Genomic DNA, 13,312 nt, shown 5'->3' on the forward strand with positions numbered 1-13,312 from the left:
TCTGCGTTATGCCGGATGCGGCGTGAGGCCTACAAAAATGAGCTAATTCCATATATTGCAGAATTCTCGTAGGCCTGATAAGCGCAGCGCATCAGGCACTTTGCCATTTTGCGCCAGACGACTTATTTTTCTGGCTTAGTGGCGAGCACGCACCAACTGATACTTACGCGTCAAATACTCTACCGGTACGCTCCAGATGTGTACCAGACGCGAGAACGGGAACAGCAGGAATAAAGTCATCCCCAGCACCAGGTGCAGACGGAAAATAAACGCCACGCCGTCGAGGTGTTGAGAAGCGCCACCGTGGAAGGTCACTACTGACTGCGCCCAACCAACCAGTTTCATCATCTCACTACCGTCCATATGCTGAGCGGAGAATGGAATGGTCAGCAAACCCAGTGCACACTGGATGACTAACAGTGACAGGATCAGGATGTCTGCTCCGGTAGTGGTTGCACGCACGCGCGGGCTGAACAGACGGCGTTTCAGTAACAGCACACCACCAATCAGGCACAGCACGCCGCTGGCACCACCAGCAAACATCGCCATTTTCTGTTTCACTTCAATCGGCAGCCACGCTTCGTAAACCCAGTGCGGCGTCAGCATACCGAGGAAGTGACCGACAAAAATCCCCAGAATCCCGATATGGAACAGGTTCGACGCCAGGTTCATCCCTTTGCGATCCAGCATCTGGCTGGACGCCGCGCGCCAGGTGTACTGCCCGTAGTCATAGCGCAGCCAGCTACCAATCAGGAAGACCGCCCCTGCAATGTACGGGTAGATATCAAAGAAGAACATATTCAGGAATTGCATTAGTGCTGTCCTCCGGTGGTGATATTCAGATATTGCGGCGCGACGGCACCCGCAAAGCGACGTTGATGGGCAGTGATTGCCGAATCACCGCAGCCTTTGTCAGCAAAGAACTTAACCTGCTCTTCTTCCCAGACGGCATCCAGCGCCTGCGGCGTATCATCGCGTGCTTCATCGGCAATTTTTTCCGCCACTTTGTCGCTGTCGATAGCGGTATTCGCCAGTTTGAGCAGCAAATCAAACAACACCGCGTAGCGGCTCTCACGCTGTTGCAGACGAGCACTCAGCAACGCCAGAATCGGCGCAATGTCCTGCAAGCCCCCTACCGCTTCGCTTTTCGGCAACTGCGCCAGATACTCCAGATACAGCGGCAGATGATCCGGCAATTCACGGCTATTTAGCTGCAAGCCGTGCTGCTCGTACTGCGCCAACAGGTCAACCATTGCCTGGCCACGATCGCGGGATTCGCCATGAACATGTTCGAACAGCAGTAGCGATGTGGCGCGACCACGGTCAAACAGTTCGCTGTACTGCGCCTGCGCATCCAGCGGATCAAGCGCAGTTAAATCACGCAGGAAAATGCCCAGCGCATGGGCATCTTCTTTCTGTAAGTTTTCCGACGCGGCAATAGCCTCAAACATCTCTTGTTGATGCTGCCACAAGGCAGCATCCGGATATTCAAGGAGGCGCGAAACAATCACGAGTTCGATCATGGATGCGGCTCCGTTTTGCTGGTCACGTCGATGGCATCGATACGGCGGCTGTTGAACAGATTAAATTTCGTATCTGAGCCGTGGCAGCCGTCACCAAAGGTAAAGCCGCAGCCATTTTTCTCCGGGAAAGCTTCCCGCGCCAGTTCACGATGGCTGCTCGGCACCACAAAGCGATCTTCATAGTTAGCAATCGCCAGATAACGGTACATCTCCTGCGCCTGAGCTTCGGTCAGACCGACCTCTTCCAGCGCACGGGTATCGACTTTACCGTCAACGGTTTCAGCTCGTTTGTAATGACGCATTGCCAGCATACGTTTCAGCGCGAGCAGCACCGGTTGGGTATCACCGGCGGTCAGCAGATTCGCCAGATACTGAACCGGGATACGCAGACTTTCAACGTCTGGCAGAATGCCGTTGCTACCCAGTTCGCCCGCATCTGCCGCAGACTGAATCGGTGACAGAGGCGGAACGTACCAGACCATCGGCAGCGTGCGATATTCCGGATGCAGCGGCAGCGCCAGCTTCCACTCCATCGCCATTTTATAAACCGGCGACTGCTGTGCCGCTTCAATAACACTCAGCGGAATACCGTCCTTAATTGCCTGCTCAATGACTTTCGGATCGTTCGGATCGAGGAACACTTCCAGTTGGCGCTGGTAGAGATCTTTCTCGTTCTCGGTGCTGGCTGCACGTTCAATAGCGTCCGCATCGTACAGCAGCACGCCGAGATAACGGATACGACCCACGCAGGTTTCTGAACACACGGTCGGCTGACCCGCTTCAATACGCGGATAACAGAAAATGCATTTCTCAGACTTACCGCTCTTCCAGTTGAAGTAGATTTTTTTGTACGGGCATCCGGTGATGCACATACGCCAGCCACGGCATTTATCCTGATCGATCAGAACAATGCCATCTTCTTCACGCTTGTAGATCGCACCGCTCGGGCAGGTCGCCACACATGCCGGGTTCAGACAGTGTTCGCACAGGCGCGGCAGATACATCATGAAGGTGTTTTCGAACTGGCTATACATCGCCTTCTGGATGTTGTCGAAGTTCTTGTCTTTCGCCAGTTTGTCAAATTCGCCGCCCAGGTCATCTTCCCAGTTCGGCCCTTTTTCGATTTTCGCCATCCGTTCGCCAGTAATCAGCGAACGCGGACGAGCAATCGGCTGCGATTTGCTGCCTTCCGGCGCGGTATGCAGGTTCTGATAGTCAAAATCGAACGGCTCGTAATAATCGTCGATCCCCGGCAGATGCGGGTTAGCGAAGATTTTACCCAACAACATGGCGCGGTTACCCATGCGCGGTTGCAGTTTGCCGTTGATTTTACGGATCCAGCCGCCTTTATATTTTTCCTGGTTTTCCCAGTCGGTCGGGAAACCCTGACCCGGCTTGGTTTCAACGTTGTTGAACCACGCGTACTCCACGCCTTCGCGGCTGGTCCAGACGTTTTTACAGGTAACTGAACAGGTGTGGCAGCCGATGCACTTATCGAGATTCAGCACCATGCCGACTTGTGAACGAATTTTCATTTTACGCTCTCCTGTACCTGGTCATTGCCTTCGCCATCTAACCAGTCAATGTTCTTCATCTTACGCACTACAACAAACTCATCGCGGTTAGAACCTACGGTGCCATAGTAGTTAAAGCCGTATGCCAGATGGGCATAGCCACCGATCATATGCGTCGGTTTCGGCGTAATACGGGTGACCGAGTTATGGATGCCCCCACGCTGTTGGGTGATTTCTGAACCAGGCAAGTTAACGATACGTTCCTGCGCGTGGTACATCATGGTCATCCCTGCCGGAACACGCTGGCTGACAACCGCACGGGCAGTTAGCGCACCGTTGCTGTTGAAGACTTCAATCCAGTCGTTATCGGCAATACCCAGCTCTTTCGCATCAGCTTCGCTCAGCCAGACCACCGGGCCACCGCGACCTAAGGTCAGCATCAGCAGGTTGTCGCTGTAAGTGGAGTGGATCCCCCACTTCTGGTGCGGCGTCAGGAAGTTGAGGGCTTTTTCCGGATTACCGTTGGATTTCTGCCCCATCACTTCTTTCACCGAACGGGTGTCGATCGGCGGACGATAAACCAGCAGGCTTTCACCGAAATCACGCATCCACTGATGATCCTGATACAACTGCTGACGACCAGAGAGCGTGCGCCACGGAATCAACTCGTGAACGTTGGTGTAACCGGCGTTGTAAGAAACGTGTTCGTCTTCCAGACCAGACCAGGTCGGGCTGGAGATAATTTTACGCGGCTGTGCCTGAATATCGCGGAAGCGGATCTTCTCGTCTTCTTTATTCAGCGCCAGATGCGTATGGTCACGACCAGTAAACTCACTCAGTGCCGCCCAGGCTTTCACGGCCACCTGACCGTTGGTTTCTGGTGCCAGTGTCAGGATCATTTCTGCCGCATCAATCGCCGTGTTGAGCATCGGCTGGCCTTTCGCCGGACCTTCCGCTTTGGTGTAGTTGAGCTTACGCAGCAGATCCATCTCGCTCTGGGTGTTCCAGGCGATACCTTTACCACCGTTGCCGATTTTCTCCATCAGCGGACCGATAGAGGTAAAGCGTTCGTAAGTTGCCGGATAATCGCGCTCTACGACCATAATGTGCGGTGCGGTTTTACCTGGGATCAGGTCGCATTCGCCTTTTTTCCAGTCTTTTACATCCAGCGGCTGCGCCAGTTCAGCGGCAGAATCGTGCTGGATCGGCAGCGTGACGATGTCGGTTTCTTTACCCAGATGACCAACGCACACTTCGGAGAATTTCTTCGCGATGGCTTTGTAGATTTCCCAGTCACTTTTCGCTTCCCAGGCCGGATCGACCGCCGCAGACAGCGGGTGAATAAACGGATGCATATCCGAAGTATTCATGTCGTCTTTTTCGTACCAGGTTGCAGTCGGCAAAATGATGTCGGAGTAGAGACAGGTGCTAGACAGACGGAAGTCCAGCGTCACCACCAGATCCAACTTGCCTTCCAGACCGTTGTCCTGCCAGTCCACTTCTTCCGGCTTCACTCCGCCCTGCTGCCCCAGATCTTTGCCCTGGATACCATGTTCCGTCCCCAGCAGGTACTTGAGCATAAACTCGTGACCTTTACCGGAAGAACCCAGCAGGTTAGAACGCCAGATGAACAGGTTACGCGGATGGTTTTTGCCGTTTTCCGGCTGCTCCGCAGCAAAACGAATGGAACCGTCTTTCAGGGATTTCACCGTATAGTCAACCGGATTCATCCCGGCTTTTTCTGCTTCACGTGCGATGGTCAGCGGGTTAGTGCCTAACTGCGGAGCAGATGGCAGCCAGCCCATACGTTCAGCACGCACGTTAAAGTCGATCATGTGGCCGGTATAACGGGATTTATCCGCCAGCGGTGACAGCAGCTCTTCCGCCGTGACGGTTTCATAACGCCACTGGCTGGAGTGGTTATAGAAATAAGAGGTACTGTTCATATGACGTGCCGGACGCTGCCAGTCAAGGGCAAACGCCAACGGCTGCCAGCCGGTTTGCGGACGCAGTTTTTCCTGACCTACGTAGTGTGCCCAGCCGCCGCCGCTCTGACCGACACAACCGCAGAAAATCAGCATGTTGATCAGACCACGATAGTTCATATCGAGGTGATACCAGTGGTTCAGACCGGCACCAACGATAATCATCGAACGACCGTGCGTTTTATCAGCGTTGTCAGCAAATTCACGTGCTATACGGATAATTTGCGAACGTGAGACACCGGTGATCTTCTCAGCCCAGGCCGGAGTGTAGGCTTTCACATCGTCATAGCTGGTTGCGCAGTTGACGTCGTTCAGACCACGTTCCAGGCCATAGTTTGCCAGCGTCAAGTCATAAACCGTAGTCACCAGCGCGGTGCTGCCATCAGCCAGTTGCAGGCGTTTCACCGGCAGTTTGTGCAGCAGAACGTTTTCCAGTTCCACTTTGTTAAAGTGTTCAGTGCCGTCGCCGCCAAAGTACGGGAAGCCCACTTCAGCAATCTCATCCTGGCTACCCAGCAGGCTAAGTTGCAGTTCGGTTTCTTCGCCGGTTTTGCCGTCACGTTGCTCCAGATTCCATTTGCCCTTCTCGCCCCAGCGGAAGCCAATAGAACCATTCGGCGCGACCATTTCGCCTTGCGTATTAAAGGCCACGGTTTTCCATTCAGGATTGTTTTCCTGGCCCAGCGCGTCAACCAGATCGGCGGCACGCAGCATACGACCCGCAGCGTAATAACCATCGCGTTCTTCCAGCATCACCAGCATCGGCATGTCGGTGTAGCGACGCACATAGTCGGTGAAATACTGACTTGGGTTATCAAGATGGAACTCACGCAGCATTACGTGGCCCATCGCCAGCGCCATCGCCGCATCGGTGCCTTGTTTCGGTGCCAGCCACAGGTCGCACAGTTTAGCGATCTCAGCATAGTCAGGTGTTACGGCAACGGTTTTGGTGCCTTTGTAACGCACTTCGGTAAAGAAGTGAGCATCTGGAGTACGGGTCTGCGGAACGTTAGAACCCCAGGCAATGATGTAGCTGGAGTTGTACCAGTCAGCAGATTCCGGCACGTCAGTCTGCTCACCCCAGGTTTGCGGAGAAGCTGGAGGCAGGTCGCAGTACCAGTCATAGAAGCTTAAGCAAGTACCGCCAATCAGGGAGAGATAGCGGGCACCCGATGCGTAAGAAACCATCGACATTGCCGGGATTGGCGAGAAACCAGCAACACGGTCCGGACCGTAGTTTTTGATGGTGTAAACGTTAGACGCGGCGATCAGTTCGTTCACTTCCTGCCAGGAAGAACGAACAAAACCACCGCGTCCACGCGCTTGCTTAAAGCTTTTCGCCTTATCGGCGTCTTCAATAATAGAAGCCCATGCCTCAACCGGATCGCTATGCAGCGCTTTCGCTTCACGCCACATTTTCATCAGGCGTTTGCGCATCATCGGGTATTTCAGGCGGTTGGCGCTATAGAGATACCAGGAATAGCTGGCACCGCGCGGGCAGCCGCGAGGTTCATGGTTTGGCAGATCCGGACGGGTACGCGGATAGTCAGTCTGCTGGGTTTCCCAGGTCACCAGACCGTTTTTAACGTAGATTTTCCAGCTACAGGAGCCGGTGCAGTTTACCCCGTGGGTAGAGCGGACGATTTTGTCATGCTGCCAACGCTGGCGATATCCATCCTCCCAGTCACGGTTGGTATTGAGAAGCTGGCCATGCCCATCGGCAAAGGTTTCACCCTTCTGTTTGAAGTAGCGAAACCGGTCCAGGAATTTACTCATCGGTTTTCTCCTGTGGGAGCCTGTCGGCTCTCTGATAAATCGACATTGCTAATGTTTAAAATGAAGGTAACGCTCTGAAACGTCGTGGGAATTGATAACGATCAAGTGTGGAGGGGATGAAAAATAAAGTAATTTCCTAATATACCCCTTTGGGGTAATTAAAATGTTTCACCTAACATATTGTAAGTTAATGACTTTTACATCTAAGCACATTTAAACGCTTCGGATTTTTATACAGGTGGGTATTAAGGAGTATCCCCCATGGATGACATATTAATGATGCTTAATGACGCCGTTGAAATAATTATCTCTCTGGAAGGATGTTGTAACTAAATGACAAATAAAAAAAGCGCGACATTACGCCGCGCAAAGGATAATCAAATATTACGATTTATTTTTTAGAATGCCGACCATATACCACCCAGGTAATTACCACGCAGGCGATATAGAAAATCAAAAATACTTTCATTGCACCGACTGGCGAACCCGTTAATGCCAGTGAGCTACCGAACGCTTTCGGGATAAAGAAGCCACCGATAGCACCAATGGCAGAGATAAAGCCCAGCGCCGCTGCAGTGTCGGTTGCAGCCTCACGCATAGCGCGTTCGTCAGAACCACCTTCTGCTTTCACGCGATCCATCGTCAGTTTACGGAAAATCACGGAAATCATCTGGAAGGTGGAACCACTCCCCAACCCCGCCGTCAGGAACAGCGCGAGGAAGACCGCGAAGAACGCCATGAAACTTCCGCCCTGCCCGTCAGTCGGTAAGGTGAGGAACAGCAGGCCGCTGAAAATCGCCATCAGGACAAAGTTCACCAGCGTTACACGGGTGCCGCCGAGACGGTCAGACAGAGCCCCCCCCGCAGAACGTGCCAGTGCGCCAATAAACGGTCCGAAGAAGGCGTAGTGCAGAATCTGCACATCCGGGAACTGCGTTTTTGACAGCATGGCAAAACCCGCAGAGAAGCCGATGAAGGAGCCGAAAGTCGCCAGATACAGCAGGCTCATAATCCACAGATGACCCCGTTTGAGTACCGGCAACTGCTCCTTGATGGAGGCTTTCGAGGTAGCAAGGTCGTTCATGCCAAACCACGCCGCAATGGTGAAGATGGCTAGGAACGGCACCCATATCCAGGAGGCGTTAGCCAGATACAATTCGCTGCCATCCGGTTGTGTTACGCCCTGGCTACCAAATGCAGCAAAAATCGACAGTGATACCACCAGCGGAGCAACCAACTGCATAACGCTGACGCCCATGTTACCCAGACCACCATTCAGGCCCAGCGCGCCACCCTGTTTCTGCTTCGGAAAGAAGAAGCTGATGTTTGCCATACTGGAAGCGAAGTTCGCGCCAGCAAAGCCGCACAGCAGAGAAATGATGATAAATACGCTGTATGGCGTAGTGGTATCCTGCACGGCAAAACCCAGCCAGACACAAGGAATAATCAGAATACCAGTACTAAACGCCGTCCAGCGACGCCCACCGAAGATTGGAACCATAAAGGAGTATGGCACCCGCAATAATGCGCCAGAAACCGAAGGTAGTGCGGTTAAAAGAAATAGCTGATCGGTCGTAAAATTAAAGCCGACTTTCGGTAAGTTCACCGCGACAGCACTGAATAACATCCATACGCAAAACGCCAGCAGCAGACAGGGAACGGAAATCCACAGGTTGCGGCTGGCAATACGTTGACCGCGTTGTTGCCAGAACGCAGGATCTTCCGGTCGCCAATCTGTAATGACAGCTCCAGTAGCCCTTTCGGGGGCGGATGAGTGACTCATAGACACCTCTGATACTCGTTTCGATGTCTGCCACCTTAGTGGCTGTAGCTAAAGGTAATTTGATATAAATCAAACGACAATATAACTTTATCTATCATTGATATTTATCATTACCCATAGTGAGTACAGAGATTTCATAAAAATTATGAGATTTTTCACGGCGCTGTAAAATCCCTACCCTTACTGATGTAAAACGCCTAACCACACGGCAAATAAGGAGTAACTCTTTCCGGGTATGGGTATACTTCAGCCAATAGCTGAGAATAATGCCATTTCAGAATGTATCATCACATTCATTAAGGTTATTGCTCATTCAAAGCCTGAAGGAAGAGGTTTACATGCTTAAACGTTGTCTCTCTCCGCTCACCCTGGTCAATCAGGTTGCGCTTATTGTTTTGCTTTCTACCGCTATTGGACTGGCGGGGATGGCGGTTTCTGGCTGGCTGGTGCAAGGCGTTCAGGGCAGCGCTCATGCCATCAACAAAGCAGGATCGCTGCGTATGCAAAGTTACCGCCTGCTGGCAGCGGTGCCATTAAGCGAGAAAGACACGCCGTTGCTAAAAGAGATGGAGCAAACCGCCTTTAGCCCAGAATTAAGCCGTGCCGCAGAACGCGACGGGCAACAGGAACAACTAAAAAGTTTGCAGGAGTACTGGCGCAATGAACTCGTTCCAGGACTATTACGTGCGCAAACCAGAGAAACCGTATCGGCAGACGTCAGTCAGTTTGTTGCCGGGCTGGATCAGTTAGTCTCAGGTTTTGATCACACCACTGAAATGCGCATTGAGACGGTAGTGATGGTCCACCGGGTGATGGCGGTGTTTATGACATTGCTCTTGGTCTTCACCATTATCTGGCTGCGAGCGCGACTGCTGCAACCGTGGCGGCAATTGCTGGCGATGGCGAGTGCGGTAAGTCACCGTGATTTTAGCCAGCGGGCACATATCAGCGGTCGCAATGAAATGGCGATGTTAGGAACAGCGCTGAACAATATGTCTGCGGAACTGGCGGAGAGTTATGCCGTACTTGAGCAGCGAGTACGGGAAAAAACCGCCGGTCTGGAACATAAAAATCAGATCCTCTCTTTTTTGTGGCAGGCTAACCGTCGTTTGCATTCTCGCGCCCCGCTGTGTGAACGCCTGTCTCCCGTACTCAACGGCTTACAAAATTTAACCCTACTGCGTGATATCGAACTGCGGGTGTATGACACTGAAGATGAAGAGAACCATCAGGAGTTCACCTGCCAGTCGGATATGACCTGCGACGACAAAGGCTGCCAACTCTGCCCGCGCGGCGTATTACCTGTTGGCGATCGCGGCACGACCCTGAAATGGCGACTGACCGATTCTCATATGCAGTACGGAATTTTGCTGGCGACTCTGCCGCAGGGCCGCCATCTAAGCCATGATCAACAGCAACTGGTGGATACGCTGGTTGAGCAATTAACCGCCACTCTGGCACTGGATCGCCATCAGGAACGCCAGCAGCAGTTGATCGTGATGGAAGAGCGTGCCACCATTGCGCGCGAACTGCATGATTCTATTGCCCAATCTCTCTCTTGCATGAAGATGCAGGTGAGTTGTTTACAGATGCAAGGCGACGCGCTGCCAGAAAGCAGCCGCGACCTGTTAAGCCAGATCCGTAACGAACTGAATGCTTCCTGGGCGCAGTTGCGTGAGCTGCTCACCACATTCCGTTTACAGCTCACCGAACCGGGGTTACGCCCGGCACTGGAAGCAAGTTGTGAAGAATACAGCGCCAAATTTGGCTTTCCGGTGAAGCTGGATTACCAATTGCCACCGCGCCTGGTGCCTTCGCATCAGGCAATCCATCTGTTGCAAATTGCCCGTGAGGCATTAAGTAACGCCCTCAAACATTCGCAAGCGAGCGAGGTCGTGGTAACAGTGGCGCAAAACGATAATCAGGTCAAATTGACCGTCCAGGATAACGGCTGCGGAGTGCCTGAAAATGCCATCCGCAGCAATCACTACGGCATGATAATTATGCGTGACCGTGCGCAAAGTCTGCGTGGCGACTGCCGCGTCCGCCGTCGTGAATCAGGTGGCACCGAAGTGGTGGTCACTTTTATTCCCGAAAAAACTTTCACAGACGTCCAAGGAGATACCCATGAGTAATCAGGAACCGGCTACTATCCTGCTGATCGACGATCACCCGATGCTGCGAACTGGCGTAAAACAGCTTATCAGCATGGCCCCCGATATCACCGTGGTTGGCGAAGCAAGTAATGGCGAGCAGGGTATTGAACTGGCGGAATCTCTCGATCCGGATCTGATTCTGCTTGATCTGAATATGCCCGGCATGAACGGTCTGGAAACGCTGGATAAACTGCGTGAAAAATCTTTATCCGGTCGCATTGTGGTATTCAGCGTCTCTAACCATGAAGAGGACGTGGTCACCGCCCTGAAACGCGGCGCAGATGGCTATCTGTTAAAAGATATGGAGCCGGAAGATCTGTTGAAAGCGTTACATCAGGCTGCTGCTGGCGAAATGGTATTAAGCGAGGCGTTAACCCCCGTTCTGGCCGCCAGCCTGCGTGCTAACCGCGCGACTACTGAACGCGACGTCAACCAGTTAACGCCGCGCGAGCGCGATATTTTGAAGCTGATTGCTCAGGGCTTACCGAATAAGATGATTGCCCGCCGCCTGGACATCACAGAAAGCACGGTAAAAGTACATGTGAAGCACATGCTGAAAAAAATGAAGCTCAAATCTCGTGTGGAAGCCGCGGTATGGGTGCATCAGGAACGTATTTTCTGATTATGGTTCCCAGCGCAGTTCGTCCTTTGCCATCGCATCGAAAGGTTCGGCAAGCGTTAGCGTGATCTCATTGGAGGAGACACGCTGTCCCTGGTTATCTTCCACCACCACCGACAATCGCCAGTGATTGCTCGCCCCTTCCCCGCTCTGCCAGTCCGGCATGATCAGCGTCCAGCCATCCGTACTGTTGGCAGTTGCTCCCGACGTCAGACTTAACATCTGCGTATCTCCCTGCCAGATCAATTGGCGAATACCGTAACGACTGTGGATTTGTAATTTCAGCGGTACAGATTCGCCGGGTTTAAGATCCCAGGGCGGCGTCGCCAGAAACACCGTTAAAGTTTTACGCTGATGATACTCAATAACCGGCAAATTATTTCGCTGCGGATTGTCATAGCGACTACCGCGCAGCGACTGACTTTCCGCAACTTCACCAGCAGACAGTTGTTTATTGAGCGGCACGCCAAAACGGTAGTTAATATTCAGTCCGAGGTTATTTTGGCGTTCTCCACTTTCGCCTTGTTTATGCTGGGCGGTCACTGTGACGAGTGGCACAGGTGTGTAATTTAGCCCCAGACTCAAGGCAACTGGATTGTGATACCCCGTGCCAGAGTTAAACAGATCAACACTCTGGCCAAAATATTGTTCGACGCTGACGCTGGTGTTGATATGTTGGTAAAACGGCATTCGCATTCGGGCGGTCAGATCGTAACCGCGCGCCATACGTTGCTCAAGCGAAGCTGTCTGTTCACGCCATGAGGCAAAAGGCTGATAATAATTTGCCGACAGGCGCAGATATTCTCCCCAGGCTTCAGCACCAAAGCCTGCCCGCTGAAGATTTTCATCCAACAAGTTGTCATAAAACGTGTTGTATCCCATCAACCACGAGCCATGCTTCCAGCGTTGACCCACGCCAAGATTACTTACCAGACCATCGTCCTGCTGGGTCAGTCCAACCTGGCTCCATGTGAGATAGCGCTCGTTATCCAGCAACGGTACAAACCAGCTTCCCCGACTTCCGGTGAAATGTCCTTCGTTATCCACTTTGACGTCAACACTGGCGTTCCCCCACGGCGAAAGCCAGGATTCTACATGCTGATTAACCTGCTGGCTAAGCGCATCACGGACTTTTCCCAGCGCAAAGGCTTTCGCTTGTTCGCCTGTATCCTGACCGTTATCAGTCATACTGGTTTCGCCAAAATCTTTCACAATTTCAGCGAAGTGTTTTTCACCGTCATGATTTTCCGGTGCCATTCCTAAATCCGGCAGACCATCATTATCGTTATCAAAAGGATTTGTCGATTGCTGCTCAAAGGATGGCTGTGCATCAGCCATACCGCCTGCCAGCAGCAAGAGTAAAAAAAGCGGGATAACACGAAAGACGATACGGCTCAAAACGTCAGTAGTTTCCGATAAAAATGAACACTCATTACTTTATAGAATAACGATTACTGGTAACTTTTCTCGTACTTTCTCACGCTTTATGGAAAATCCTAAAAATGCGGCAAATTGGTCAGACAGCACAAAAACAGTAAGATATAAATAGAAAGTCTAATTCTCTGAATACAGGAGTGAATAATGCAAAAAATCGTGATCGTTGCCAATGGAGCCCCCTACGGGAGTGAATCCTTATTTAACAGCCTGCGGCTGGCCATTGCGCTACGAGAGCAGAAGAGCGACCTGGATCTGCGTCTGTTTCTGATGTCTGATGCGGTCACTGCCGGATTGCGCGGACAAAAACCAGGGGAAGGCTACAATATTCAGCAAATGCTGGAGATCCTCACGGCGCAAAATGTACCCGTGAAACTGTGCAAGACCTGCACCGATGGTCGCGGCATCAGCCCACTTCCGCTGATTGACGGGGTTGAAATTGGCACTCTGGTCGAACTGGCGCAATGGACGCTGGCAGCCGATAAAGTGCTCACATTTTAATGTCTGGCGGGGCGTCCGACG

At 52.3% G+C, this 13,312-nt stretch carries 9 protein-coding genes; 3 read left to right on the plus strand and 6 right to left on the minus strand.

Going from position 1 to position 13,312, the window contains the following annotated elements:
• Positions 1 to 135: 135 nt before the first annotated feature.
• The 5 genes from narI to narK all read right to left on the minus strand — a co-directional run bounded on the left by narI (position 136) and on the right by narK (position 8,581).
• Positions 136 to 813, minus strand: coding sequence for a respiratory nitrate reductase subunit gamma (narI, locus tag A1SC_RS16005; protein ID WP_001160120.1), 678 nt, complete (start codon positions 811 to 813; stop codon positions 136 to 138).
• Positions 813 to 1,523, minus strand: coding sequence for a nitrate reductase molybdenum cofactor assembly chaperone (gene narJ, locus A1SC_RS16000; protein WP_000571675.1), 711 nt, complete (start codon positions 1,521 to 1,523; stop codon positions 813 to 815). The genes narI and narJ overlap by 1 nt, the downstream gene beginning before the upstream one ends.
• Positions 1,520 to 3,058: a nitrate reductase subunit beta gene (gene narH / locus A1SC_RS15995; protein WP_000702663.1), complete on the minus strand. Its 1,539-nt coding sequence runs from the start codon at positions 3,056 to 3,058 to the stop codon at positions 1,520 to 1,522. The genes narJ and narH overlap by 4 nt, the downstream gene beginning before the upstream one ends.
• The gene (locus tag A1SC_RS15990; RefSeq protein WP_000032963.1) at positions 3,055 to 6,798 is read right to left on the minus strand and encodes a nitrate reductase subunit alpha; all 3,744 of its coding nucleotides are present in this window, start codon (positions 6,796 to 6,798) and stop codon (positions 3,055 to 3,057) included. The genes narH and A1SC_RS15990 overlap by 4 nt, the downstream gene beginning before the upstream one ends.
• A 391-nt stretch (positions 6,799 to 7,189) precedes the next feature.
• Positions 7,190 to 8,581 carry a nitrate transporter NarK gene (gene narK, locus A1SC_RS15985; RefSeq protein WP_000019812.1) on the minus strand — a complete coding sequence of 464 codons (1,392 nt, stop codon included), beginning with the start codon at positions 8,579 to 8,581 and terminating at the stop codon, positions 7,190 to 7,192.
• A gap of 338 nt (positions 8,582 to 8,919) precedes the next feature.
• Between narK and narX the strand changes: the two genes are divergently transcribed.
• Complete coding sequence (gene narX, locus A1SC_RS15980) at positions 8,920 to 10,716, plus strand: nitrate/nitrite two-component system sensor histidine kinase NarX (RefSeq protein ID WP_016262059.1); 1,797 nt, start codon at positions 8,920 to 8,922, stop codon at positions 10,714 to 10,716.
• A complete protein-coding gene (narL, locus tag A1SC_RS15975) occupies positions 10,709 to 11,359 on the plus strand; it encodes a two-component system response regulator NarL (protein WP_000070491.1) in 651 nt (216 codons plus the stop codon). The genes narX and narL overlap by 8 nt, the downstream gene beginning before the upstream one ends.
• On the opposite strand, the gene A1SC_RS15970 is transcribed toward narL, so the two are convergent.
• Complete coding sequence (locus A1SC_RS15970) at positions 11,360 to 12,754, minus strand: YchO/YchP family invasin (RefSeq protein WP_016248766.1); 1,395 nt, start codon at positions 12,752 to 12,754, stop codon at positions 11,360 to 11,362.
• A gap of 183 nt (positions 12,755 to 12,937) precedes the next feature.
• Here A1SC_RS15970 and ychN point away from each other — a divergent pair, with 183 nt between their 5' ends.
• Positions 12,938 to 13,291 (plus strand): DsrE/F sulfur relay family protein YchN, encoded by a 354-nt coding sequence (gene ychN / locus A1SC_RS15965; protein WP_001169672.1) that lies wholly within the window; start codon positions 12,938 to 12,940, stop codon positions 13,289 to 13,291.
• The last annotated feature ends 21 nt before the right edge of the window (positions 13,292 to 13,312 follow it).

This window comes from Escherichia sp. KTE52 (genome assembly GCF_000408325.1).
Lineage (GTDB): Bacteria > Pseudomonadota > Gammaproteobacteria > Enterobacterales > Enterobacteriaceae > Escherichia > Escherichia marmotae.

Excerpts from the sequence above, each read along its gene's own strand:
- narK (WP_000019812.1), bottom strand. The coding sequence starts at position 8,581 with ATGAGTCACTCATCCGCCCCCGAAAGGGCTACTGGAGCTGTCATTACA.
- narH (WP_000702663.1), bottom strand. The coding sequence starts at position 3,058 with ATGAAAATTCGTTCACAAGTCGGCATGGTGCTGAATCTCGATAAGTGC.
- narI (WP_001160120.1), bottom strand. The coding sequence starts at position 813 with ATGCAATTCCTGAATATGTTCTTCTTTGATATCTACCCGTACATTGCA.
- ychN (WP_001169672.1), top strand. The coding sequence starts at position 12,938 with ATGCAAAAAATCGTGATCGTTGCCAATGGAGCCCCCTACGGGAGTGAA.
- narX (WP_016262059.1), top strand. The coding sequence starts at position 8,920 with ATGCTTAAACGTTGTCTCTCTCCGCTCACCCTGGTCAATCAGGTTGCG.
- narJ (WP_000571675.1), bottom strand. The coding sequence starts at position 1,523 with ATGATCGAACTCGTGATTGTTTCGCGCCTCCTTGAATATCCGGATGCT.
- narL (WP_000070491.1), top strand. The coding sequence starts at position 10,709 with ATGAGTAATCAGGAACCGGCTACTATCCTGCTGATCGACGATCACCCG.
- A1SC_RS15990 (WP_000032963.1), bottom strand. The coding sequence starts at position 6,798 with ATGAGTAAATTCCTGGACCGGTTTCGCTACTTCAAACAGAAGGGTGAA.